Below are 22,092 nucleotides of genomic sequence, written 5' to 3'. Positions count from 1 at the left end.
GCAGCCCGAATCCGCCCGGCTGCACACGAAGCGGCGTCGCCCCGGGGGAAAGGCGACGCCGATAACAGTGACGAACCGAGCATTCCGTAGCGCCCCGGTTCGGGGATGGTCGATCCGTAGCAAGGGAAACTATGATCGTTGGAGAATGAACCAACCGATCCGCGCGGTGTTCCCCGCCCCCACGCAAAAAGTTAACCGATCGTTACTCGGCGGCAATCCCGGCGTTGGCGAACATGTCGCTGCCTTCGTCCTCGTTGGCGACGATGCTGCCCTTCTTGGCCGACTGGCGCTTGTCGAAGCTGCCCCACACGTCGTTCCAATTGCCCTTGGTCGCGCCCTTCGAATATTCGGTCGAGCGCGTCTCGAAGAAATTGGCATGCTCGACGCCGTTGAGCAGCGGGGCGAGCCAGGGCAGCGGATGCTCGTCGATCATGTAGATCGGCTTGAGCCCGAGCTGGTTCATCCGCCAATCGGCGATGAAGCGGATATACTTCTTGATCTCCTTGGCGGTCATGCCGTTGACCGGCCCCATTTCGAAGGCGAGGTCGATGAACGCATCCTCGAGCCGGATCGTGGTCTGGCAGACGTCGGCGATGTCATCCTTGACCGCACGCGTCAGGCAGCCGCGCTCCTGGGTGAAGGCGTGGAACAGCTTGATGATGCCTTCGCAATGCAGCGATTCGTCGCGGATCGACCAGGTGACGATCTGGCCCATGCCCTTCATCTTGTTGAAGCGCGGGAAGTTCATCAGCATCGCGAACGACGCGAACAGCTGGACGCCCTCGGTGAAGCCGCCGAACATCGCCAGCGTGCGCGCGATATCCTCGTCGTTCGCCACGCCGAACTGCTGCATGAAGTCGTGCTTGTCCTTCATCTCGGCATAATCGAGGAAGGCACCATATTCGCTCTCGGGCATGCCGATGGTGTCGAGCAGATGGCTGTAGGCGGCGATGTGGACCGTCTCCATGTTGCTGAACGCGGTCAGCATCATCTTGATCTCGGTCGGCTTGAAGACGCTGCCGTACTTCTCGTGGTAGCAATCCTGCACCTCGACGTCGGCCTGGGTGAAGAAGCGGAAGATCTGCGTCAGCAGGTTGCGCTCGTGATCCGACAGCTTCTGCGCCCAGTCGCGGCAATCCTCGCCCAAGGGCACTTCCTCGGGAAGCCAGTGGAGCTGCTGCTGGCGCTTCCAGAAATCGAACGCCCAGGGATATTCGAAGGGCTTGTACTGCTTGCGGGCTTCGGTGAGCGACATGGGGGCGGTCCTTCGGGCGGTGATCGGTGAAAAAGAGTTCAGGCGGGTTGTTCGGTTCGCCACAGCGCGGTTGCCGACATCGTCAGGACGACGCCGAGCGCAAGCGCCATGATGCCGCACATTCGGAAAACATAGACGCGCGCCGGGCCCGAGGGACGACGAAGCGCGAGCAGCAGCGACAGGCCGATGACCGCGGCAGCAGCGGCGACAGCGTACATGATCGCGATCGACACGGTCATGCGGCCAAATCCCTGCACGTGCGTTCTGCCGGCGTCACTACAGGAGAACGACCATGGCCGATCTGAGCAACATTCGCGAGCATATGGAAGTCATCGGCGCCGATGGCGTCCATGTCGGCACCGTCGACAAGGTCGAGGGCGACCGCATCAAGCTGACCAAGGCCGATTCGGGCGAAGGTGCGCATGAGGGGCATCACCATTATCTGTCGGGCGGCCTCGTTGCCGAGGTCGAGGGCGACACGGTCCGGCTGAGCGCGACCGCGGCGAACGCGCTGCAGTTCGAGGAAGAAGAAAGCGGCGACGCCGCCGACGAATGATTCGGAGCGCCGCGCCTGCCGCCACATGGCGGGCGCGGCATCCGGCCTGCGGGCGAATCGGGTAGCTGCTACTGGCATCGACACCCCCTTCGCCCTGCATAAAGAACCGTACCGGCGAGCGCCGCGGGCGGGGTGCCCAGCGGCCTTGCGGCGAGTCACCACAGGTAAACGAGATGGCCGCCGATCGCCACCGGAAACTTTGCCCGGCAGACGATTTTGATGCGCGGCGCCACTACAGGTGGTGGGTAGACGCCTTCACTGGCACAACTGGTGGCCTGTCGGCGTAGCGAGCCTATACTCCCAGCAGCGCGCGCTTCGGTTCGGAATCGCACCGAATGTCGCTACGTCAGGACAGCAGCGCCCACCCAGCTATAGCGCCCACTGCGACGATCGCCGGGGTCACCCATCCGCCCTTGAGCCGCCATGCGAGCGCCAGCGCGATCGCGAACAACAGGACGCCCAACGGGACTTGCGGCAAGCGCGCGAAGGTGGCCGCCGACAACTGCACGAAGGTGCCCGCGATGATCCCGACCACTGCAGCGGCGACCCCGGCGAGCACGCGGTGCAGCGCGGGCGCTTCGACGACCGCCTCGAGCCGTTCGAACCAGACCATCGAGAAGGCGAAGGCGGGCAGGAACATGCCCGCGGTGATCGCCAGCGCGCCGCCCAGGCCGCCGCTGATATAGCCGACGAAGGTCGCGAAGATCACCAGCGGCGCGGGCAACACCCCGGCGATCGCCACCCCGTCGAGGAACGCCGCGTCGCTGATCCATCCGCGTCCGACGGTGTCGGCGCGGACATAGGGGATCGCGGTATAGGCGCCACCGAAGGTCAGCAGCCCGCCCTTCAACCCCGCCACGAACAGCGCGCCGATCGTCAGCGCCTGCGCGCTCGCCACCGGCGGGGCGTTGGTATTGCCGCCGCCGCCAAGAAGGAGCGCAGCGGTTGCCGCGCCGACGAGCACCAGCGCGATCAGCGCGCGCCGCCCTGCTGCGGCATAGGCCAGCCCAGCGGCGACCAAAGGAATCCAGAATGCGACGCCGAGCAGCGTGGCAATCAGGCTGGCGGCGGCGATCGCGGCGAGCGAGCGGTCCTCGATCGCATGCTCGCCGATCCGCACCACCGCGCGCAGGATGATCGCCAGCACCGCGATCTGGACGCCGAGGAGCGCGCCGGTCCATGCCGCCACCCCCGCGATCAGCGAGACATAGAGCCAGCCCGCGACCAGCATCAGCGCAAACCCGGGCAGCATGAAGCCCAGCCCCGCCAGCAGCCCGCCGACCCGGCCGCGCGCGAGCATGCCCAGATGGACGCAAAGCTCATGCGCTTCGGGCCCCGGCAGAATCTGCAGCACCGCGAGCAGGCGATTGAAGCGTGCGCGATCGATCCAGCGTTCGTCTTCGACCAGCGCCTGGCGGATCATCGCGATCTGCGCGACGGGGCCGCCGAACGCCAGTAACCCAAAGCGCAGGAATTTGAGGAACAGCGCGACGAGCCCGATCTGCGGCGGGCGGGCAAGGTTGGCGGCGGTCGTGGCATCCATGGTCAAGCGCTCCCGAGCCGTGCAGGCGGCTGATGGAGCGGACTTGGACGATCGCCGTCTGGACGGGCGCCGCACTGCCCGTGAGGCCCAATATCTGCCAAAAGCCGCGACGCTGTCAACGCGGTCGGCGGGTTGCGCGGCGATCGGTCATGCGCCGGGGAATGCTCGCGATTGTCGCAGAAATATGCGAACACCTCGCAAGCGGAGCCTATCGGGCTCGCCTGCGTACTAGCTTGTCGAATGCGGAACGGGGAATGCAATGCAAAGTGATCGCGAAACGGGCGGCGTCACGCGCCGCGGCGTGCTGGCGGGGGGTGCCGCTGGCGCCGCAGTGATGGGAGCGGGACCGTTGGTGGCACAGGATACGCCCGCCAAGGCTGCACCGATCACCCCGGTGGCGACGATGCTGACGGTGAACGGGCGCAAGCAGCGGCTGACGCTCGATCCGCGCACCACGCTCCTCGATGCATTGCGCGAGCATATGCAGCTGACCGGCACCAAGAAGGGCTGCGACCATGGCCAATGCGGCGCCTGCACCGTGCTGGTCGACGGGCAGCGGATCAACAGCTGCCTGACGCTGGCGGTGATGCACGATGGCGACGAGGTCACGACGATCGAGGGCCTCGGCACGCCCGACAAGCTCCACCCGATGCAGGCGGCGTTCGTTGCCCATGACGGCTTCCAGTGCGGCTATTGCACGCCGGGGCAGATCTGCTCGGCGGTGGGCATGCTCGAGGAGATCAAGGACGGCATCCCGAGCCATGTGACCGCCGACCTCGACGACGTGGCGTTCAGCGATACCGAGGTGCGCGAGCGGATGAGCGGCAATATCTGCCGCTGCGCCGCCTATCCCAACATCGTCGCGGCGATCCGCGATGTGCAGGGGCAGCGCGCATGAGAGCGTTCAGCTACACCCGCGCGACCGCGCCCAAACAGGCAGCGGCGGGCGCGACCGGCGCCGGCGTCAAGTTCATCGCGGGCGGCACCAATCTGCTCGACCTGATGAAGCTCGACATCGAGCGGCCATCGACCCTCATCGACATCAACCGACTGAAGCTCGACCGGATCGAGCGGACTGACGAGGGCGGCGTGCGGATCGGCGCGCTGGTGCGCAACACCGCGCTCGCCGCCGATTCGCGGATCCGCAGCGACTATGCGGTGCTGTCGCGCGCCTTGCTTTCGGGCGCGTCGCCACAGCTGCGCAACAAGGCGACGACCGCGGGCAATCTGCTGCAGCGCTCGCGCTGCCCCTATTTCTACGACACCACCAAGCCGTGCAACAAGCGCGTGCCGGGATCGGGCTGCGCCGCGATCGGCGGGTTCAGCCGCAACCTGGCGGTGATGGGGGTGAGCGATGCGTGCATCGCGCAGCACCCCTCCGACATGGCGGTGGCGATGCGCGCGCTCGACGCGGTGGTCGAGACGCTGGGGCCCGACGGCACCGAGCGGTCGATCCCGATCGCCGATTTCCACACGCTGCCGGGGGATACGCCGCATATCGAGACGGTGCTGAAGCCCGGCGAGCTGATCACCGCGGTGACCTTGCCCAAGCCGCTGGGCGGACGGCATCTGTATCGCAAGGTGCGCGATCGCGCCTCCTATGCGTTCGCATTGGTATCGGTAGCCTTGGTCGAGACCGCCGATGGCCGCCGGATCGCGTTCGGCGGGATCGGCGCCAAGCCGTGGCGAGTCGAGGCTGCCGAGGCGCTCGACACTCCGCGCGCGATCGCCGCCGCCGCCTTTGCCGGCGCCAACACCACGTCCCAGAATGCCTTCAAGCTACCGCTGGCCGAGCGCACGCTCGCCGCCGCGCTCGCCGAGGCCAGCGCGCAGGAGCGTCAGGCATGAAGTTCGATACCCCCGCCGGGATCAACCCGATCGACCAGGAACGCGTCGTTGGCCAGCCGCACACGCGGATCGAGGGCCCGCTGAAGGTCACCGGCCGTGCGACCTATGCCTATGAATATCACGATGTCGGGCCGAACGTTGCGTACGGCGTGATGCGCGGCGCGGGGATCGCCAAGGGGCGGATCACCGCGATCGACGTGCGCGAAGCCGAGGCGGCACCCGGCGTGCTGCTGGTGATGACCTATCAGAACGTGCCGAAACAGGCGGCCAGCGGGCGCGGCGCGGTGCCGCAATTGCAGGGGCCCGAGATCAAGCATTTCGACCAGTCGGTCGCATTCGTCGTCGCCGAAACCTTCGAACAGGCTCGCGCCGCAGCCAATCTGGTGCGGATCGACTATGCCCAGGCCAAGGGCGCTTTCGAGCTGGCCCAGGTGAAGGATCAGGGCAAGCCGGTTGCCGATGCGCCCGACGTTCGCAAGGGCGACTTCGCCGGCGCCTTTGCCAAGGCCGAGTTCAAGGTCGACGAAACCTATACCACCCCCGATGAATCGCACGCGATGATGGAACCGCAGGCGTCGATCGCGCTGTGGGAGGGAGACCGGCTGACGGTGCGGACGTCGCATCAGATCGTCCATTGGGCAACGCGCGGCATTGCCGCCACGCTGCAAATCCCCGAGGCCAATGTGCGGGTCCTCACCCCCTATGTCGGCGGCGGTTTCGGGTCGAAGCTGTTTTTGTACAGCGATCCGATCCTGGCGGCTCTGGCGGCGCGGGAGCTGGGACGGCCAGTGAAGGTGGCGCTGACCCGGCCGCAGATTTTCAACCACACCAGCCATCGCCCCGCGACGATCCAGCGCGTGCGGCTGGCGGCGAACAGCGACGGCAAGCTCACCGCAGTGGGACACATGACCTGGTCGGGCAATCTGCCCGACGCGGGATCGGAGAACGCGTCCGAACAGACCAAGCTGATGTATGGCGGCGAGAACCGCCTGATCGAGACCCGGCTGTCGGTGCTCGACCTGCCCAGGGGTGCCGCGATGCGCGCCCCGGGCGAGGCGGTGGGGCTGCTCGCGCTAGAAAGCGCGGTCGACGAGCTGGCCGAGAAGATCGGGATGGACCCGGTGGCGTTCCGGATCGCCAACGACGTGCAATATGATCCCTCGGTCGGGCCGTCGCGGCCCTTCTCGACGCGGATGCTGGTCGAATGCCTGCGCACCGGGGCCGAGAAGTTCGGCTGGGACCAGCGCAATCCCAAGCCCGCACAGGTCCGCGACGGCGATTGGCTGGTCGGGATCGGCGTCGCGTCGGCACTGCGCAACAATCTGATGATGCCATCGGGCGCGCGGGTGCGGATGGGCAGCGACGGCATCCTGATCGTCGAGACGCAGATGACCGATATCGGCACCGGCAGCTATACCGTGCTCGCCGCGGTCGGCGCCGAGATGCTTGGGCTGCCGATCGAGCGCGTCCAGGTGCGGCTGGGCGACAGCGACTTTCCGCGGTCGGCGGGGTCGGGCGGATCATGGGGCGCCAATTCGGCGTCGGCGGGACTCTATTATGCCTGCGAGAATCTGCGCGCGGCGCTGGCGCAGAAGGCGGGCTTCAACACCGCCGAGGTGACCTTCGAAGGCGGCAACATCGTCGCCGGCGGGCGAAGCGTGCCGCTGGGGGAGGCCGCTGGCCCCGACGGCGTGGTGGCCGAGGGCGACGTGACCTTCGGCGATCTCGACAAAAAATATGCGCAGGCGGGCTTCGGCGCGCACTTCATCGAGGCGGGGGTGAACATCCACACCGGCGAGGTGCGCGTGCGGCGCGCGCTGTCGGTATGCGCAGCGGGGCGGATCATCAACCCGATCGCGGCGCGCAGCCAGTGCCTGGGCGGGGTGACGATGGGAATCGGCGCCGCGCTGATGGAGGAATGCGTCGTCGACAAGCGCTTCGGCTATTTCGTCAACCACGATCTGGCCGAATATCATGTGCCGGTGCACGCCGACATTCCCGATATCGACGTGATCTTCCTCGACGAACTCGACGACAAATCCTCGCCTATCAAGGCCAAGGGCGTCGGCGAGCTCGGCATTTGCGGCGTCGGCGGCGCGGTGGCGAACGCCGTCTACAATGCCTGCGGGGTGCGGGTGCGCGAGTTTCCGATCACGCTCGACAAGATATTGCCGGGACTGCCGCGCTACGACGCGTGACCGTGATGGCGGTGCGGGGGAACCTGCACCCGTGCCCAACCATTCGGCTATCGAGATCCATACAGGGAGACGCGCGATGACCAAGTTCATGATGATGACGGCGATGGGCGCGCTGGCGCTGGGCGGCTGTGCGATGACCGACACCGCTGGCGGCGCAGCCGGCGAAGGCGCGGTCGCTACCGCGCAGCTGATCACCGCCAACGGCCAGTCGGTCGGCACCGTGACCGCGACCGAAATGGTCGACGGGCTGCAATTGGTGGTCGAGGGCAACGCGATGCCGCCGGGGCCGCATGGCGCGCATATCCACACCGTCGGTCGCTGCGACGCGCCGACCTTCGAGAGCGCGGGCGGGCATTGGAACCCCACCACCAAGCAGCACGGCATGCAGAACCCAGCGGGGCCGCATGTCGGCGATGCGCCCAACCTCGACGTCGGCAGCGATGGCAGCGGATCGCTGACCTACACGCTGGGCGGCGCGACGATCTCGGGGCTGCTCGACGCCGATGGCGCGGCGATGATGATCCATGCCGGCCCCGACGACATGAAGACCGACCCGTCGGGCAATAGCGGCGGGCGCATCGCCTGCGGCGTGTTCCGCGCGGCATGACGCAAGCGGCGGCACCGACGGCGATGCCGTCGGTACTGTTCGTGTGCCTGGGCAATATCTGCCGGTCGCCGCTGGCCGAGGCTGCGCTTCGGCAGTTGGCGGCGGCCAGGGGCCTTTCGGTGCGGGTCGATTCGGCGGGCACCGGCGACTGGCATGTCGGCGGCGCGCCCGATCCGCGCGCACAGGCGGAAGCGCGCCGGCGGGGTACCGATATTTCGAAGTATCGCGCGCGGCAGGTTAGCGCGGCGGATTTTCACGATTTCGATCATGTCGTCGCGCTCGACGCGCGAAACCTGTCGGACCTTGCCGCAATCCGCCCGGCCGATGCCAGCGCGCGGCTGTCGCTGCTGCTGGACCATGTGCCCGGGTTCGAAGGGCAGGGGGTGATCGACCCCTATTTCGGCGACGAACACGGCTTTGCCGCGACCTGGGACGATGTCCACTCGGGTGCCGAGGGGATCGTCGCCTTGCTGACGGCAGCGCCCACCAAGGCTTAAAAATACCGGGCGGCGTGAACGCCGCCCGGTATTGTTTACCGCATTAGCGGCATTCGACCTGGTTGTTGCCGTTGCGATCGAGCGCCTGGCCGCCAGCGGCACCCGCCGCACCGCCGAGCAATGCTCCGAGCAACGACGAACCGCCGGGTGCAAGGATGCTACCGAGCGTGCCGCCTGCCAGACCGCCGACGATCAGTCCGGTGGTGCCGTCGTTGCGGCGGCAATAATAACGGTTGTCGCGACCACGATAGACGCGGTCGTTGGCGCTCAGGCGGCGCGGCTGCACGCGGGGGTTTTCGCGATAATAGCGATCGGCTTCGTAACCGCCGTATGACGGGTCCGGACGGTTATAGTCATAGCCGCTGCTGGCACCAAGGCCACCACCGAAGCCGCCAAGTCCGCCGCCCATGCCGCCGGCGCAACCCGCGACCATCGTCGCCGCAGCTACTGTCGCCAATGTCAGTCCACGCATCATCCGCTCCTTCATCATACCGTTGAACCGCAACAATGCGGGAAGCGGGTGGAAGGTTGCGGTGGCGTATTAATTCACCCGAGCACTTCGATCGCGGCGGCGTGCGCAACGGCGCATCGGCGGCGTAATGCGGTGGCGTGGATGATGGCCGGGGAAGGGATCGACCGGCAGTTGGAAGCAGCGGTAGAAAAGCGAAAAAATTCAGTCGGTATGCGGTTCAATTAACGATTCCTGGGGGTAGGGAGCGCCGGGGGCGTTCGAGCCGCTGGCGGCTTCGCGCGCGGCGCGCATGACCGCGACTTTTTCCTGTCGCTCGGCCATTTGATTGAATGCCTGGGCCGATCGCATGTGGCGATCGCGGACATTGTCGAGCATCGCGCCGTCGGCTTCGGCTTCTGCAAGCGCTGCCTGGGCACGGTAATAGCTGGGTTCGCTTGCCATTGGATGAGTTCCTTTAAGAAAGCGGTCTGGCAAGTATGCGGGTAGGTCTTGCGGTATGTGCAGCGGGCGGCTGCAGCCCGAAGGCCGCGCCACCCGCTGCGACAGTTCAGCTCGCTGCTTCGAGATTCACTGCGCTCGACTTGCCGCTCTTGCCGGCTTCGAGCTCATAGCTGACGCGCTGGTTTTCACGCAGGGTCGAAAAACCCGCACGCTCGACTGCGCTGATGTGGACGAATGCGTCCTGGCCACCACCATCGGGGGTGATGAAGCCATAGCCCTTGTCGGCGTTGAAAAACTTTACGGTTCCGGTGATGCTCATAAGTGCATCCTTTCTTTCTTGTAGGGCGACCCGACTGCCGGGACGTCCGGCGCTTAAGGGGCAGGGAAAGAAGGAAACAGGAGCCGCAAAGCACCATTCACCGTCAATTTGCGACTGTAGCTTGCTCTATGTAGCGCAGCGTACCCGATTTGGCAATGGCGGCGGTGGAGGGGGTGGGCGAGAAGAGGGAAAAGAAGGACTCTCACCCAACCCTCTCCCGCCTGCGGGAGAGGGCTTTAGGAAGAAGACGCGCGCAATCCCCCCTCCCTGGAAGGGAGGGGTCGGGGGTGGGTAGGGGGCTCGCGGTACGGCTCCGCCGCCACGCCCGGCGACCGTATCGCGAGCACTCGACCCACCCCCAGCCCCTCCCTTTCAGGGAGGGGGTTAAGAAGCTTACAGGCAAGCCTCGAGCATCGCGTGATCGAAGCCGAACATCTTGGCCTTCTCCAGCGTGTAGGGCCGCAGCCCCATCGAGCGATATTCGCCGATGATCTTCCCGTCGGCGCTCTCGTCGAGATACTCGAACTTGAACAGCTCCTGCGTCACGATCACCGGGCCTTCCATGCCGATCACCTCGGTGATGTTGGTGACGCGGCGCGAGCCGTCGCGCAGGCGCTTTACCTGGATGATCAGGTCGACCGAATCGGCGATCTGGCGGCTGATCGCCTCCTTGGGCACCTTGATGTCGGACATCATCACCATGTTCTCCATTCGCGCGAGGCATTCGCGCGGTGAGTTGGAGTGAAGCGTCGCCATCGATCCGTCATGGCCGGTGTTCATCGCGGCGAGCAGGTCGAAACATTCGGACCCGCGGATTTCGCCCAGGATGATGCGGTCGGGGCGCATACGCAGCGCGTTCTTGACGAGGTCGCGGATCGTGATCTCGCCTTGCCCCTCGAGGTTGGGCGGGCGGGTTTCGAGCGGCAGCCAGTGCGGCTGCTGCAAGCGAAGCTCGGCGGCATCCTCGATCGTCAGCACGCGCTCGCCGGGGTCGATCATCTTCGACAGCGCGTTGAGCATCGTCGTCTTGCCCGAGCCGGTGCCGCCCGAAATGACGACGTTGAAGCGGCAGGCGCCGGCGATCTTGAGCGCGGTCGCCATCTTCTGGCTCATCGACCCGCCATTGGCCATCATGTCGAGCGTGATCGGCTTGGCCGAGAATTTACGAATCGAGATCGCGGTACCGCGCAAGGACAGCGGGGGCACGATGACGTTTACGCGCGAGCCGTCCTTGAGACGGGCGTCGGCAAGCGGGGTTGTCTGGTCGACGCGGCGGCCGACCGAATTGCAGATCCGCTGCGCGATCTGGAACAGATGCTCCTCGTCGCGGAACTGGATGTTGGCGAGCTCGAGCTTGCCCTTGCGCTCGATGAAGGTCTGTTCGGGCCCGTTGACCATGATGTCGGTGATCGCCGGATCGGCGAGCAGCTCCTCGAGCGGCCCGAGCCCGAGCAGCTCGTCGACCAGTACCTTTTCGAGCGCGAACTGTTCGCGGCGGTTGAGCGTCAGCTTCAACTCGGCGAGCACTTCGCCGATGATCGGGCGGAATTCCTCGGCGAGCTCGTCCTTGCTCAGCGTCGCGGCGGCTTCGGGATCGACGCGTTCAAGCAGGCGCGGAAGCACCTGTTCCTTGATCCGGTGGATCGACGATTCGAAGCCCTCGACCCGGCTATTGCCCTGGTCGCCCGACGTCGCCTGGCGATCGGCGAGCCGCTGCATCGCATCGCCGTTGAGGAGGTTCGACGACAGATCTTCGTCCAGCAGGCTGCCGGGGAGCGGGATCGAATCGATCGGCGGAAATTGTTCGCCGCCGCCATCGGCTTCGCGCTGCGGGCCGCCGGGTCCCTGCATCGGGCGTGCAACGCCGAATGCCGGCCTGCCGCCGCCCGCGCCGCTGCTGGTGCCGTTACGCCGGCCGAATGCACTCATGCCACTTCCCTTGCCCGTTCGGGTTTATCCGACCGGCCTACTGCGCAAGGTTTGACAATTGCCTAACCATTCGAGGCGGGGGCAGATGACCCTCTCTGGAGGGGGGCCGGGTGGGCGGTGTCCAGCCGGTAGGGCCAGCGGGGCGGGTGGGCGCCGTGGCGCGAGCACTCGCTCCACCCGATCCAGCACGCATTAACGAGCAGAGAAGGGTCAGGCTGCCTTTTCGGCGAGGATCGTCAGGCCGCGGGTGGTTACTTCGGCCAGGCCGCCTTCGACGCGGATCGTCTCGGCAGCGCCATTGGCGGTCTTCTGGACCAGCAGGTCGCCGTCACGGATCGTCGACATGAAGGGCGCATGACCTTCGAGCACGCCGAAATCGCCCTCGGTGCCGGGGACGGTGACCATATGGACTTCCTCGTTGCGGACGAGGCGGTCGGGGGTGACGAGTTCGAAGTGCAGGGGCATTGGCCGGTTCCTTGTAACCCTCTCCCGCTTGCGGGAGAGGTAGCGAGACTTGGTGTCGCACTTGCGACGCCTAGTCGCAGCGGTGAGGGTCTTCTTCGGTCGCTCGAAAGGTAAGAAGAAGGCCCTCACCCGACCCTCTCCCGCAGGCGGGAGAGGGCTTTAGGGGGTGTGGCTTACGCTTCTTCGGCCATCTTGGCGGCCTTGGCGATCGCGTCGTCGATGCCGCCCACCATGTAGAAGGCGCTCTCGGGCAAATGGTCATATTCGCCGTTCACGACCGCCTTGAAGCTGCGGACGGTGTCTTCGATCTGCACGAACTTGCCGGGGATGCCGGTGAAGACCTCGGCGACGTGGAACGGCTGGCTGAGGAAGCGCTGGATCTTGCGCGCGCGGCTGACCGTCAGCTTATCTTCTTCCGACAGCTCGTCCATGCCCAGGATCGCGATGATGTCCTGCAGCGACTTGTACTTCTGCAGCGTCACCTGCACCGCGCGGGCGGTGTCGTAATGCTCTTGGCCGACGATGCGCGGCTCGAGCACGCGGCTGACCGAATCGAGCGGATCGACCGCCGGGTAGATGCCCAGCTCCGAAATCGCGCGGTTGAGGTTGGTCGTGGCATCGAGATGCGCGAACGAGGTGGCAGGCGCGGGATCGGTAAGATCGTCGGCGGGCACGTAGATCGCCTGGACCGAGGTGATCGACCCCTTGTTGGTCGAGGTGATCCGCTCCTGCAGCGCGCCCATGTCGGTCGACAGCGTCGGCTGATAGCCCACGGCCGAGGGAATGCGGCCGAGCAATGCCGACACTTCCGAGCCCGCCTGGGTGAAGCGGAAGATGTTGTCGACGAAGAACAGCACGTCCTGGCCTTCGACGTCGGGGAAATATTCGGCCATCGTCAGGCCCGACAGCGCGACGCGGGCGCGGGCGCCGGGAGGCTCGTTCATCTGGCCATAGACCAGCGCGACCTTCGAACCCTCCGACTGCGGATTGCCGTCGGCATCCTTGGCGATGACGCCGGCATCGAGGAATTCATGGTACAGATCGTTCCCCTCGCGGGTGCGCTCGCCGACGCCGGCGAACACCGACACGCCGCCATGGCCCTTGGCGATGTTGTTGATCAGTTCCTGGATCAGCACGGTCTTGCCGACGCCGGCACCGCCGAACAGGCCGATCTTGCCGCCGCGCGCATAGGGCGCGAGCAGGTCGATGACCTTGATGCCGGTGACCAGGATCGCGGCCTCGGTCGACTGGTCGACGAAGTCGGGAGCCTTGGCGTGAATCGGCGCGGTCATTTCGTGACCGACCGGGCCGCGCTCGTCGATCGGCTCGCCGATGACGTTCATGATGCGGCCGAGCGTCTTGGGGCCGACGGGCACGCGGATCTGCGCGCCGGTATCGACGACGCGCTGGCCGCGGGTCAGACCCTCGGTCGCGTCCATCGCGATCGTGCGGACGGTGTTCTCGCCCAGATGCTGCGCGACTTCGAGCACCAGCCGGTTGCCGTTATTGTCGGTTTCGAGCGCCGATAGGATCGAAGGCAGCTGATCCTCGAACGTCACGTCGACGACCGCGCCGATCACCTGGCTGATGCGGCCGACATTGTTGGTCATGCCCTCGGTCGTGGGGCGAATCATTTCAGGCGCGGTTGCCATCTGCTTGTCCTTGGGCTGGCTGAATGCCGGGCGTGATAGTCGCCGGGCGAGTAAAAGTCACGGTGATGGTACGGGTGTCGCCGTCGCCCTTGGCGACCGCGATCGAGCTCGGCTGGCCCGCGACGGTGGCGTCGGAAGCGGTTTCGCTGGCGATCGCGCCGAGTGCCTCGTCGTCCTGCAGATCATATTGCGACAGGAACGTCTTGATCATGTCGGTGAAGCGCTGCTTGGCGGTGTCGGCATTCGCCGGATCGGTGATGCGAAGCGTGAAGGCCACGCGCTCGATCGCCTGTGCGGTGGTACCCGCCGCTTCGAACGTGCCGGTGTTGGGCTTGTCAGCGTCCGATTGCGACAGCGTGATCGGCGTGCCTTCGGACAGGAAGGTCGGCCCGTCGGCGGCATAAGCCGGCGCGCGGAAGCCGAACTGGTTCGCATGGCCGATTGTCTCGCTCGGCACGCCGAACACCCGGTCCCAGCCGCGCAGCGTCGCGGCGGTCGCGGCGGTCTGCGCCTCGTTCTCGAGCACGGTCGCCTCGGGCGGCTGGCTGTTGCAGCCCGCCAGCACCGCCGCGCACAACAGGACGAGTGCCGATCGCATCAAAGCGCCTCGGCACCCGAGATGATCTCGACCAGCTCGGTCGTGATCGCCGCCTGGCGCGCGCGGTTATATTCGATCGACAGCCGCTTGATGAGATCGCCGGCATTGCGCGTGGCATTGTCCATCGCGGTCATCTTGCTGCCCTGCTCCGACGCGGCATTCTCGCGGATCGCGCGGTAGAGCTGGATCGCGATCGCGCGCGGCAGCAGATCGGCGAGGATCGATTCCTCGTCGGGCTCATATTCCATCACCGCGCCGCCGTCATTGTCGGCGGCGGCCTTGGCGGCGGGGATCGCGACGGGCAGCAGCTGGAGCTCGGTCGGCTCCTGCGTCAGCACGGTCTTGAAGGTGGCGTAGAACAAATGCGCGACGTCGAACTCGCCCGCCTGGAAGCGCGCGATCAGATCGTCGGCATAGCCGCGTGCATCGTCGAACTTGAGCTTGCCCAGGTCGCCGGGCTCAATGCCGTGGACCATCTGCTCGCGGAACATGCGGTTCAGCACCGCGCGGCCCTTGCGGCCGATGGTGTAGAACTTCACCGTCTTGCCCTGCGCGATCAGTTCCTGCGCGCGGCGACGCGCCATCCGCGCGATGTTGCTGTTGAACGCGCCGGCGAGCCCCTTGTCGCTGGTGGCGACGACGAACAGGTGGACGTCGTCCTTGCCGGTTCCCGACAGCAGCAGCGGCGCATTGTCGCTGCCCGCGACCTTGGTGGCGAGGCGCGCGACGACGGCTTCGAGCCGCTCGGCATAGGGGCGACCGGCTTCGGCCGCTTCCTGCGCACGGCGCAGCTTCGCGGCGGCGACCATCTTCATCGCCTTGGTGATCTTCTGGGTCGACTTGACCGACCCGATCCGCAGTTTCAGCGCCTTGAGAGAGGCCATGCTATTCCTACCCCGTCACCCCAGCGAAAGCTGGGGTCTTGTGCCACGAACCGCGCGCTTGCGGCCCTAGACCCCGGCTTTCGCCGGGGTGACGCACTGGATTCAAGCGAACGTCTTGGCGAACGCGGCGAGCGCGTCCTTGAGGCGGTCGCGGACGTCGTCCTTCAGGTCCTTGCTGTCGCGGATCGCGGCGAGCACATCGCTGTGGCTCGAACGCATCTCGGTCAGCATCGCCTGTTCGTAGCGAACGACGTCGGTAGCCGGGATCGCATCGAGATACCCCTGCGTGCCCGCGAAGATCGACACCACCTGCTCCTCGAACGGCATCGGCTGGAACTGCGGCTGCTTGAGTAGCTCGGTCAGACGCGCGCCGCGGTTGAGCAGCTTCTGCGTCGAGGCGTCGAGGTCCGAACCGAACTGCGCGAACGCCGCCATTTCGCGATACTGGGCGAGCTCGAGCTTGATCGACCCTGCGACCTTCTTCATCGCCTTGGTCTGTGCAGCCGAGCCAACGCGGCTGACCGACAGGCCGACGTTGATCGCCGGGCGGATGCCCGCGAAGAACAGGTCGGTCTCGAGGAAGATCTGGCCATCGGTGATCGAGATCACGTTGGTCGGGATGTACGCCGAAACGTCGCCCGCCTGCGTCTCGATGATCGGCAATGCGGTCAGCGAACCGCCGCCATTGGCGTCGTTCATCTTGGCCGCGCGCTCGAGCAGGCGGCTGTGGAGATAGAACACGTCGCCGGGATAGGCTTCGCGGCCCGGCGGACGGCGCAGCAGCAGCGACATCTGGCGATAGGCCACCGCCTGCTTCGACAGATCGTCGAACACGATCAGCGCGTGCATGCCGTTGTCACGGAAATACTCGCCCATCGCGGTGCCGGTATAGGGCGCGAGGAACTGCAGCGGCGCGGGGTCCGACGCGGTCGCGGCGACCACGATCGAATATTCCATCGCGCCGTTCTCTTCGAGCGTGCGCACGAGCTGCGCGACGGTCGAGCGCTTCTGGCCGACCGCGACATAGACGCAGTACAGCTTCTTCTTCTCGTCGTCGCCGGCGTTGGCGGCCTTCTGGTTGATGAAGGTGTCGATCGCCACTGCCGACTTGCCGGTCTGGCGATCGCCGATGATCAGCTCGCGCTGGCCGCGGCCGACGGGGACGAGCGCGTCGATCGCCTTGAGGCCCGATTGCATCGGCTCATGCACCGAGGTGCGCGGGATGATGCCGGGTGCCTTGACCTCGACGCGGCTGCGCTGGTCCGAAACGATCGGCCCCTTGCCGTCGATCGGATTGCCCAGGCCATCGACGACGCGGCCAAGCAAGCCCTTGCCGATCGGCACGTCGACGATCGTGCCGGTGCGCTTGACGACGTCACCTTCCTTGATCTCCGAGTCCGACCCGAAGATCACGACGCCGACATTGTCGGCCTCGAGGTTGAGCGCCATGCCCTGCACGCCGTTGCTGAACTCGACCATCTCGCCCGCCTGGACGTTGTCGAGCCCGTGGATGCGCGCGATGCCGTCGCCGACGCTGAGCACCTGGCCGGTTTCGCTGACCTCTGCTTCGGTGCCGAAGCTGGAGATCTGGTCCTTGATGACCTTCGAGATTTCTGCGGCGCGGATATCCATTGTCTTAGCCTTCAGCCTTTCATCGCGTGCGCGAGGGTGTTCAGACGGGTCTTGATCGAGCTGTCGATGCGCTGGCTGCCGATGCGGACCACCAGGCCCCCGAGCAGCGAGCGATCGACCGAGAGGTCAACCGCGACGTCGCGGCCGACACGGGCACGAAGCTGTTGCTTCAGCGCGTCGACCTGATCGTCGGTAAGCGGGTGGGCCGAGACGACCTGTGCGGTCGTTTCGCCGCGATGTTGTGCAGCCAGCTCGCGGAAGGTGGCGATGATCGCGGGCAGCGCGCCGAGGCGGCGGTTCTGCGCGAGCACGCCGAGAAACTTGGTGGTGGTGGGATCGAGCCCCAGCACCGGTGCCACGGCGGCAATGGCGTTGCCCGCCTCGACCCGGCCGAGCAGCGGGCTGGTGGTCAGCCGCTTGAAGTCGGCCGATTCGGCCAGCGCCTTGGCGATGGTGGCAAGGCTCGCCTCGACCTGCTGGATCGCGCTGGCATCGCGCGCCAGCGAAAACAGCGCGGTCGCGTAGCGTCCGCTCAGGCTGGCCTGGATGCTGGCTGAAGTACCGCTGGAAGTCTCCACGCGATCGGGTTCCTCTTGGGAGCTAGAATTGGCCCCATGCGCAAAAGGGGCCGCAAGCTGTGCGGCCCTGATGGGTTGGCGGGCTGCTAGCATCGGGTGGCGGGTTTCGCAAGCGGTGCGGACTCGAGCGCGTTGTCGCGGTGGCGTGGTTTGATGGCAAGCGGCAGGATGCGCGGGTCGCCGCGCTGGCTTATACCCCCGTCCATGAACACGCAGTTCCACATCACCGACGAGCTAGCCTGGGCGGCGTTCGATTCGCGCGACCGGGCGTTTGACGGGCGGGTCATCGTCGCGGTGACGACGACGCGGATCTATTGCAAGCCGAGCTGCCCCGCGCGGCGGCCGCTGCGCGCGCACGTGCAATTCTATTGCGATCCCGCCGATGCGCGCGACGCGGGATTCCGCGCGTGCCTTCGCTGCAAGCCCGACGAGGTGGGGCGCGACCGGGTGGCGGTGGCGCGCGCGGTCGCGCTGCTCGGCGGCGAGGACGCCCCTACCGGGCTCGACGAGCTCGCGGCGGCGGTCGGCTATGCGCCGCATCATTTCCACCGGCTGTTCAAGCGCGCCACTGGGGTGACGCCTGCGGCCTATGCGCGCGGGCTCAAGGCGACGCGCGCGGTGGCGGCATTGGAGCAGGAGGAACGCGTGACCGATGCGATCTACGAAGCGGGCTATTCGGCGCCGAGCCGATTCTACGAAACCGCGGGCGACCGGCTGGGGATGACGCCGAGCGCCTGGAAGCGCGGCGGCGCGGGGGTGACGATCCGCTGGACGCTCGCCGAGACGAGCCTGGGGCCGATGCTGGTCGCCGCGACCGACAAGGGGCTGTGCCGGGTGTCGTTCGACGAGGATGCCGAATCGCTACGCCTGCGATTTCCCCATGCGCAGATCGTCGAGGGCGATGGCGCGCTGGCGCGATTGGCCGCCGATGTCGTCGCCGAGGTCGAGACGCCGGGGCTCGATCGCGACCTGCCGATCGACGTCCAGGGGACCGCGTTCCAGGAGGCGGTGTGGCAGGCGCTTCGCGCGATCCCGCCGGGCGAGACGCGAAGCTATGCCCAGCTCGCCGCCGCCGCGGGCAATCCCGGCGCGGTGCGCGCGGCGGGAACCGCGTGCGGCGCCAACCAGGTGGCGATCGTGATCCCTTGCCACCGCGCGCAACGCAGCGACGGGACGTTGGGCGGCTATGCCTATGGCCTCGACCGCAAGCTGGCGCTGCGCCGGCGCGAGGGGGTGCGCGAGGCGAAGCGGGGCGATTGAAGCGGGGCTGTTGTCATTGCCGCGGCCTGTTCTCCAGGCACACCACGAACGGACATAGGCCGCCGCTTCCTAGGCCGTAGACTCATAACAAGCAGCCGGTCGGCCTCCGCCCAAGTCTCGCCGTTCACGGGTCCCAGCAGTGTCCCTGAAAGCTATTGGTCCACTTTCGCGGTGTGAATGCGACGCACCGCGACTTCCGTAGGTTCGATCTTAGTTATCTACCATTCGGTTTCGGCATTGCTGGGTACGGCAGAAGCAGGCAGTCAGAGAGGATGACGCTCGCGCGGCTCCTATTGGCTATGGCGTTAATTGGCAGCGGGATCGTCGGCTTGGCCTACTGGTCAGCCATTTCTGATCCCACCGTCCGCTTTGCTGAAGTCGAGATGCTGCCACCCGAAAGCTCTGAGAGGCAGCTTCGCATCCTCCTGCTGTCCGACATTCACGTGGCGGGGCCAGACATGCCTCCAGGACGACTAGGCGAGATCGTTCGGCAGGCGAACGCTCAGAAGCCCGACGCGGTACTGATCGCAGGAGATTTCGTAAGCGACAAACAGTTCGCAACCAAACGATTCTCTTTTGAGGAGGCGATTGCGCCGCTCCAGGGCTTGGAAAGCCGGTTTGGGACCTTTGCGGTGCTAGGCAACCACGATCACTGGCGCAACGCTGCGGCGGCCCACTCCGCCTTGCGGCAAGTTGGCATCACAGTGCTAGACAATAGCGCCGCACGCGCCGGTCCGCTGGTGATCGGCGGTCTGGATGACGCCTTCACCCAACACGATGATCTTACCACCACGTTGCGTGCGATGGCATCCCTCGGTGGAGAGCCTGTCCTGCTGAGCCATAGCCCGGATCCATTCCCCCGCGTTCCAGCAGGAGTGAAGCTGATGCTGGCCGGGCACACCCATTGCGGTCAGATTAGATTGCCCGTCGTCGGCGCCATTTCTTACATGTCTGAATATGGCAAGAAGTATGCCTGTGGCGTCGTCGTTGAAGACAGCAAGACGCTCGTAGTCAGTGCGGGCTTAGGAACCAGCATATTGCCGCTCCGGCTGGGGGCCGCGCCTGACATGTGGGTCATCGCCGTCAAAAGGCGTAGCCACTCGACAAAAAGCGCCCGCACAAACCGACGGTAGCTGCCCGACCGCTGTCGCCCACTTGCGGACATTGGGCGGACTTGTAACCTCGCGGCATGTTCGACGTTCAAACCATCACCGAAGCTGCCTCGCGGCGTGGCTTTAAACGTAAAAACGAAAGGAACTGGACACGTCGCACAGATGAGTTCGTACAGCTGGTAAACCTGCAAAAGTCGGCCTGGTCGGATAGCCAGGCCTACCTCAACTTTGCAATGTGGCCGCTCGCGCTCGGGGAACCAAGTAGCTTTGCGGAAAGCAAGATGATGTTCCGCACACGAGCTGAGAACCTTGGCGCGACTGACCCAGATACGCTCTTCGATGCCGCAGACAGGTTGCAGTCTCTTCAGGACCTGCGGTCGGCGATTGCCGCTGGTTCTGTGTCAGCCCTTATCAGCGTGGAGCTACGCCGCCTTCTCGACGCATGAACGATGTCCTCTTCCCACCCATTTCCAGCCATTCCCTTGATCAACCGGGCACGATCGACACCGCCAACCGACACCCGCTGTCCTACAAGCCCCCGCTTTGATACGCATGCCGCATGATCACGCTTCTCCCATCCTCACCCGCCGCGCGTGTCATGCCGCGGGAGAGGCGAATCCAGGGGGTACGTAGTGTAGCTTTTGTAGCTTTCCGAGGGTCGGAGCCACGCCGAATCGCCCTTGTGCGCAAAGCGGTCCTTTATGGGTTCACGACCTCGTCAGCGCCAACTTTGGGGGTGTCAGCCGCCCCTGCCGTCGCGTCGGCGGCTTCCGTGCCATGAGCGTCGATCAGTGCGAGCAGCGCGGTGGCGGCTTCCTGGCGACCCGCATGGGCATCATACACCAACGGCGCCACCAGCGCGCGGGCGCGCGATACTTCACCGGCGCGGAGATGCTCACTCGCAGCGGTCAGGCGCAGATCGTGATCTTCGGGTGCCATGCGATGCGCATATTGGATCGCCTTCACCACGTCGGGGCCCGGCGTGTCACCGAAGGCGCGGTGGTTTTCGTAGATCAGCAGCATCGGGCGCGGATCGTCGGGGTCGAGTCGGTTGGCGGCGAGCAACGGCGCGCGCGTGGCGCGCTTGGTCTGCGGGCTGCGGTCTTCGGAGGCGAGCGCGAGCTGCGTCATCGCCATCGATTGGTACAACAGCCCGTTGCGCGATTTGGGATCGGCAGCGACCGAGCGATCGGCCGCCGCCTTGGCTTCGTTGAAATTGCCTGCGTCGAATTCGGCCTTTGCCATTACCGCCTGGACGAAGGGGTGGTCTGGATAGGGCTGCGCGGCCTTGCGGACCTTGGGCAGCAATTTGCGCGCCTGCTTGCGATCAACGTCGCTGGTCGAGACGATGTGGACCTCCATCATCGCTTCCTCGGGCGCCGTGAGGCGGCGGACGCTGATCGACCCGGGCTTGAGCGCGGTCGCGGGGATTTGCACCTCCACCAGCTGCTTGCGGGTATAAGCGGCAAGCTCGCGATCAAGCGTCTTCAGGTCGCCAAACGCCAGCCGTGCCGCCTCGAGGCTGGGCTTCCCCTCGGCCATCGCGCGCAGATATTCGGCAAGCTGCTGGGCGCGCGTCTTTTCGAACGTGAGATAGTGCAGCAGCAGCCAACCGCGTCCGTATAGATTATCCAATTCCTGCCAAGTAATCTTGACGTCTTTTGGTTCGAGCAGCCGTTGGATCGGTAGCTGGACCCGATAGAAGAGCCCTCGGATGCGATAGGGCGGCGGCGCACCGATCTGGACGCTGCCATCATCGTGAAAGCGCGCGGTGGCGTGGAATTCGGCAAACCCTTCGGCCAGCCAGGGGGGGTGAGCCGCGGTGTAGTTCCGATACATGAAATGGTGGGTATATTCGTGGAGCAGCACCGCCTCTTCGCTGAGCGCCAGCTTGTCGCCGCCGGGCGCGCGTTGCGGCACGAACGCAACCGACCCGCCGGCGCGCGGCAGATAAAAGCCTGCCACGTTGGCGCCCTTGGTCAGTCGATCGACCTCGGCAAAGCTATCGACCACGTAGATGGTGAGCCGGCCGGCGGGGCCGCCTTCGCGCTCGGGGGTTTCGCGCAGGTAGCGCAGCGCCGAATCGAAGCGCTCGATCTGGTCGGCGATCCTGCGTGCTTCGGCTTCCTTGCCCTTGGCGAACACGCGGACGTGCGGCGTTGTCGCTTCATACCATTCGGCGTGCGCGGTGGCGGGCAGCAACAGCGCGAGGATTGCCAATAGCCGCTTCATCAATCGCCTCCGCC

The 22,092-nt window shown here is 65.9% G+C and carries 23 protein-coding genes; 9 read left to right on the top strand and 14 right to left on the bottom strand.

What is annotated here, in order from left to right:
• Nucleotides 1–202: 202 nt before the first annotated feature.
• Nucleotides 203–1,255, bottom strand: coding sequence for a ribonucleotide-diphosphate reductase subunit beta (locus NMP03_RS10780; RefSeq protein WP_256505385.1), 1,053 nt, complete (start codon nucleotides 1,253–1,255; stop codon nucleotides 203–205).
• 38 nt (nucleotides 1,256–1,293) lie between these two features.
• The gene (locus tag NMP03_RS10775; RefSeq protein ID WP_256505384.1) at nucleotides 1,294–1,494 is read right to left on the bottom strand and encodes a hypothetical protein; all 201 of its coding nucleotides are present in this window, start codon (nucleotides 1,492–1,494) and stop codon (nucleotides 1,294–1,296) included.
• Between the two features lie 53 nt (nucleotides 1,495–1,547).
• On the opposite strand from NMP03_RS10775, the gene NMP03_RS10770 reads away from it, so the two are divergent.
• Entirely contained in the window at nucleotides 1,548–1,811 is a 264-nt protein-coding gene (locus NMP03_RS10770; RefSeq protein WP_256505383.1) for a DUF2171 domain-containing protein, read from the top strand.
• Between the two features lie 346 nt (nucleotides 1,812–2,157).
• Here the strand turns inward: NMP03_RS10770 and chrA are convergent, their stop codons facing one another.
• Entirely contained in the window at nucleotides 2,158–3,354 is a 1,197-nt protein-coding gene (gene chrA, locus NMP03_RS10765; RefSeq protein ID WP_256505382.1) for a chromate efflux transporter, read from the bottom strand.
• 259 nt (nucleotides 3,355–3,613) lie between these two features.
• On the opposite strand from chrA, the gene paoA reads away from it, so the two are divergent.
• The 5 genes from paoA (at nucleotide 3,614) to NMP03_RS10740 (ending at nucleotide 8,504) form a co-directional block, all read left to right on the top strand.
• Nucleotides 3,614–4,252, top strand: coding sequence for an aldehyde dehydrogenase iron-sulfur subunit PaoA (paoA, locus tag NMP03_RS10760; RefSeq protein WP_256505381.1), 639 nt, complete (start codon nucleotides 3,614–3,616; stop codon nucleotides 4,250–4,252).
• Nucleotides 4,249–5,202, top strand: coding sequence for an FAD binding domain-containing protein (locus tag NMP03_RS10755; protein WP_256505379.1), 954 nt, complete (start codon nucleotides 4,249–4,251; stop codon nucleotides 5,200–5,202). The genes paoA and NMP03_RS10755 overlap by 4 nt, the downstream gene beginning before the upstream one ends.
• Nucleotides 5,199–7,400: a xanthine dehydrogenase family protein molybdopterin-binding subunit gene (locus tag NMP03_RS10750; RefSeq protein ID WP_256505378.1), complete on the top strand. Its 2,202-nt coding sequence runs from the start codon at nucleotides 5,199–5,201 to the stop codon at nucleotides 7,398–7,400. The genes NMP03_RS10755 and NMP03_RS10750 overlap by 4 nt, the downstream gene beginning before the upstream one ends.
• A 76-nt stretch (nucleotides 7,401–7,476) precedes the next feature.
• Nucleotides 7,477–8,007: a superoxide dismutase family protein gene (locus NMP03_RS10745; RefSeq protein ID WP_256505377.1), complete on the top strand. Its 531-nt coding sequence runs from the start codon at nucleotides 7,477–7,479 to the stop codon at nucleotides 8,005–8,007.
• Complete coding sequence (locus NMP03_RS10740) at nucleotides 8,004–8,504, top strand: low molecular weight protein-tyrosine-phosphatase (protein ID WP_406697637.1); 501 nt, start codon at nucleotides 8,004–8,006, stop codon at nucleotides 8,502–8,504. The genes NMP03_RS10745 and NMP03_RS10740 overlap by 4 nt, the downstream gene beginning before the upstream one ends.
• 43 nt (nucleotides 8,505–8,547) lie before the next feature.
• Here NMP03_RS10740 and NMP03_RS10735 read toward each other — a convergent pair whose 3' ends face one another.
• The 10 genes from NMP03_RS10735 to NMP03_RS10690 form a co-directional block, all read right to left on the bottom strand.
• Nucleotides 8,548–8,976, bottom strand: a complete 429-nt coding sequence (locus tag NMP03_RS10735) for a DUF4121 family protein (protein WP_256508100.1) — start codon at nucleotides 8,974–8,976, stop codon at nucleotides 8,548–8,550.
• Between the two features lie 201 nt (nucleotides 8,977–9,177).
• Nucleotides 9,178–9,417: a hypothetical protein gene (locus tag NMP03_RS10730; protein ID WP_256505376.1), complete on the bottom strand. Its 240-nt coding sequence runs from the start codon at nucleotides 9,415–9,417 to the stop codon at nucleotides 9,178–9,180.
• Between the two features lie 106 nt (nucleotides 9,418–9,523).
• A complete protein-coding gene (locus NMP03_RS10725; RefSeq protein WP_033922120.1) occupies nucleotides 9,524–9,736 on the bottom strand; it encodes a cold-shock protein in 213 nt (70 codons plus the stop codon).
• Nucleotides 9,737–10,129: 393 nt separating this feature from the next.
• Nucleotides 10,130–11,665: a CpaF family protein gene (locus NMP03_RS10720; RefSeq protein ID WP_256505374.1), complete on the bottom strand. Its 1,536-nt coding sequence runs from the start codon at nucleotides 11,663–11,665 to the stop codon at nucleotides 10,130–10,132.
• 210 nt (nucleotides 11,666–11,875) lie between these two features.
• A complete protein-coding gene (locus NMP03_RS10715; RefSeq protein WP_256505372.1) occupies nucleotides 11,876–12,130 on the bottom strand; it encodes an ATP synthase F1 subunit epsilon in 255 nt (84 codons plus the stop codon).
• A 173-nt stretch (nucleotides 12,131–12,303) separates the two neighbouring features.
• Nucleotides 12,304–13,740, bottom strand: coding sequence for a F0F1 ATP synthase subunit beta (gene atpD, locus NMP03_RS10710; RefSeq protein ID WP_319937636.1), 1,437 nt, complete (start codon nucleotides 13,738–13,740; stop codon nucleotides 12,304–12,306).
• 25 nt (nucleotides 13,741–13,765) lie between these two features.
• Nucleotides 13,766–14,380, bottom strand: a complete 615-nt coding sequence (locus NMP03_RS10705; RefSeq protein ID WP_256505370.1) for a hypothetical protein — start codon at nucleotides 14,378–14,380, stop codon at nucleotides 13,766–13,768.
• Nucleotides 14,380–15,264, bottom strand: coding sequence for a F0F1 ATP synthase subunit gamma (locus NMP03_RS10700; protein ID WP_256505369.1), 885 nt, complete (start codon nucleotides 15,262–15,264; stop codon nucleotides 14,380–14,382). Before NMP03_RS10700 ends, NMP03_RS10705 begins: the two co-directional genes overlap by 1 nt.
• A 102-nt stretch (nucleotides 15,265–15,366) precedes the next feature.
• Nucleotides 15,367–16,896: a F0F1 ATP synthase subunit alpha gene (atpA, locus tag NMP03_RS10695; protein ID WP_256505368.1), complete on the bottom strand. Its 1,530-nt coding sequence runs from the start codon at nucleotides 16,894–16,896 to the stop codon at nucleotides 15,367–15,369.
• An 11-nt stretch (nucleotides 16,897–16,907) separates the two neighbouring features.
• Nucleotides 16,908–17,567 (bottom strand): F0F1 ATP synthase subunit delta, encoded by a 660-nt coding sequence (locus NMP03_RS10690; RefSeq protein ID WP_406697633.1) that lies wholly within the window; start codon nucleotides 17,565–17,567, stop codon nucleotides 16,908–16,910.
• A gap of 111 nt (nucleotides 17,568–17,678) precedes the next feature.
• Here NMP03_RS10690 and ada point away from each other — a divergent pair, with 111 nt between their 5' ends.
• From ada to NMP03_RS10675, 3 genes are all read left to right on the top strand, one after another.
• Nucleotides 17,679–18,734, top strand: a complete 1,056-nt coding sequence (ada, locus tag NMP03_RS10685) for a bifunctional DNA-binding transcriptional regulator/O6-methylguanine-DNA methyltransferase Ada (protein WP_256505367.1) — start codon at nucleotides 17,679–17,681, stop codon at nucleotides 18,732–18,734.
• A 272-nt stretch (nucleotides 18,735–19,006) separates the two neighbouring features.
• The gene (locus tag NMP03_RS10680) at nucleotides 19,007–19,867 is read left to right on the top strand and encodes a metallophosphoesterase (protein WP_256505366.1); all 861 of its coding nucleotides are present in this window, start codon (nucleotides 19,007–19,009) and stop codon (nucleotides 19,865–19,867) included.
• Between the two features lie 56 nt (nucleotides 19,868–19,923).
• Complete coding sequence (locus NMP03_RS10675; protein WP_256505365.1) at nucleotides 19,924–20,292, top strand: DUF4304 domain-containing protein; 369 nt, start codon at nucleotides 19,924–19,926, stop codon at nucleotides 20,290–20,292.
• A 253-nt stretch (nucleotides 20,293–20,545) separates the two neighbouring features.
• Here NMP03_RS10675 and NMP03_RS10670 read toward each other — a convergent pair whose 3' ends face one another.
• On the bottom strand, nucleotides 20,546–22,078 hold the full coding sequence (locus NMP03_RS10670; protein ID WP_256505363.1) for a tetratricopeptide repeat protein: 1,533 nt from the start codon (nucleotides 22,076–22,078) through the stop codon (nucleotides 20,546–20,548).
• Nucleotides 22,079–22,092: the final 14 nt, after the last annotated feature.

The organism is Sphingomonas qomolangmaensis, from assembly GCF_024496245.1.
Classification (GTDB): Bacteria; Pseudomonadota; Alphaproteobacteria; order Sphingomonadales; family Sphingomonadaceae; genus Sphingomonas; species Sphingomonas qomolangmaensis.
The sequence above is the reverse complement of the archived record's forward strand: the minus strand, read 5'-3'. Positions and strand labels throughout refer to the sequence as shown.

Bases quoted from the DNA above. Each gene is read 5' to 3' on its own strand.
- NMP03_RS10720 (WP_256505374.1), bottom strand. From the start codon at position 11,665: ATGAGTGCATTCGGCCGGCGTAACGGCACCAGCAGCGGCGCGGGCGGC.
- NMP03_RS10730 (WP_256505376.1), bottom strand. From the start codon at position 9,417: ATGGCAAGCGAACCCAGCTATTACCGTGCCCAGGCAGCGCTTGCAGAA.
- chrA (WP_256505382.1), bottom strand. From the start codon at position 3,354: ATGGATGCCACGACCGCCGCCAACCTTGCCCGCCCGCCGCAGATCGGG.
- NMP03_RS10725 (WP_033922120.1), bottom strand. From the start codon at position 9,736: ATGAGCATCACCGGAACCGTAAAGTTTTTCAACGCCGACAAGGGCTAT.
- NMP03_RS10745 (WP_256505377.1), top strand. From the start codon at position 7,477: ATGACCAAGTTCATGATGATGACGGCGATGGGCGCGCTGGCGCTGGGC.
- NMP03_RS10705 (WP_256505370.1), bottom strand. From the start codon at position 14,380: ATGCGATCGGCACTCGTCCTGTTGTGCGCGGCGGTGCTGGCGGGCTGC.
- NMP03_RS10750 (WP_256505378.1), top strand. From the start codon at position 5,199: ATGAAGTTCGATACCCCCGCCGGGATCAACCCGATCGACCAGGAACGC.
- NMP03_RS10740 (WP_406697637.1), top strand. From the start codon at position 8,004: ATGACGCAAGCGGCGGCACCGACGGCGATGCCGTCGGTACTGTTCGTG.
- NMP03_RS10755 (WP_256505379.1), top strand. From the start codon at position 4,249: ATGAGAGCGTTCAGCTACACCCGCGCGACCGCGCCCAAACAGGCAGCG.
- ada (WP_256505367.1), top strand. From the start codon at position 17,679: ATGAACACGCAGTTCCACATCACCGACGAGCTAGCCTGGGCGGCGTTC.
- NMP03_RS10770 (WP_256505383.1), top strand. From the start codon at position 1,548: ATGGCCGATCTGAGCAACATTCGCGAGCATATGGAAGTCATCGGCGCC.
- NMP03_RS10780 (WP_256505385.1), bottom strand. From the start codon at position 1,255: ATGTCGCTCACCGAAGCCCGCAAGCAGTACAAGCCCTTCGAATATCCC.
- NMP03_RS10675 (WP_256505365.1), top strand. From the start codon at position 19,924: ATGTTCGACGTTCAAACCATCACCGAAGCTGCCTCGCGGCGTGGCTTT.
- NMP03_RS10680 (WP_256505366.1), top strand. From the start codon at position 19,007: ATGACGCTCGCGCGGCTCCTATTGGCTATGGCGTTAATTGGCAGCGGG.
- atpD (WP_319937636.1), bottom strand. From the start codon at position 13,740: ATGACCAACAATGTCGGCCGCATCAGCCAGGTGATCGGCGCGGTCGTC.
- NMP03_RS10715 (WP_256505372.1), bottom strand. From the start codon at position 12,130: ATGCCCCTGCACTTCGAACTCGTCACCCCCGACCGCCTCGTCCGCAAC.
- NMP03_RS10700 (WP_256505369.1), bottom strand. From the start codon at position 15,264: ATGGCCTCTCTCAAGGCGCTGAAACTGCGGATCGGGTCGGTCAAGTCG.
- NMP03_RS10735 (WP_256508100.1), bottom strand. From the start codon at position 8,976: ATGCGTGGACTGACATTGGCGACAGTAGCTGCGGCGACGATGGTCGCG.
- NMP03_RS10690 (WP_406697633.1), bottom strand. From the start codon at position 17,567: ATGCTAGCAGCCCGCCAACCCATCAGGGCCGCACAGCTTGCGGCCCCT.
- atpA (WP_256505368.1), bottom strand. From the start codon at position 16,896: ATGGATATCCGCGCCGCAGAAATCTCGAAGGTCATCAAGGACCAGATC.
- NMP03_RS10670 (WP_256505363.1), bottom strand. From the start codon at position 22,078: ATGAAGCGGCTATTGGCAATCCTCGCGCTGTTGCTGCCCGCCACCGCG.
- NMP03_RS10775 (WP_256505384.1), bottom strand. From the start codon at position 1,494: ATGACCGTGTCGATCGCGATCATGTACGCTGTCGCCGCTGCTGCCGCG.
- paoA (WP_256505381.1), top strand. From the start codon at position 3,614: ATGCAAAGTGATCGCGAAACGGGCGGCGTCACGCGCCGCGGCGTGCTG.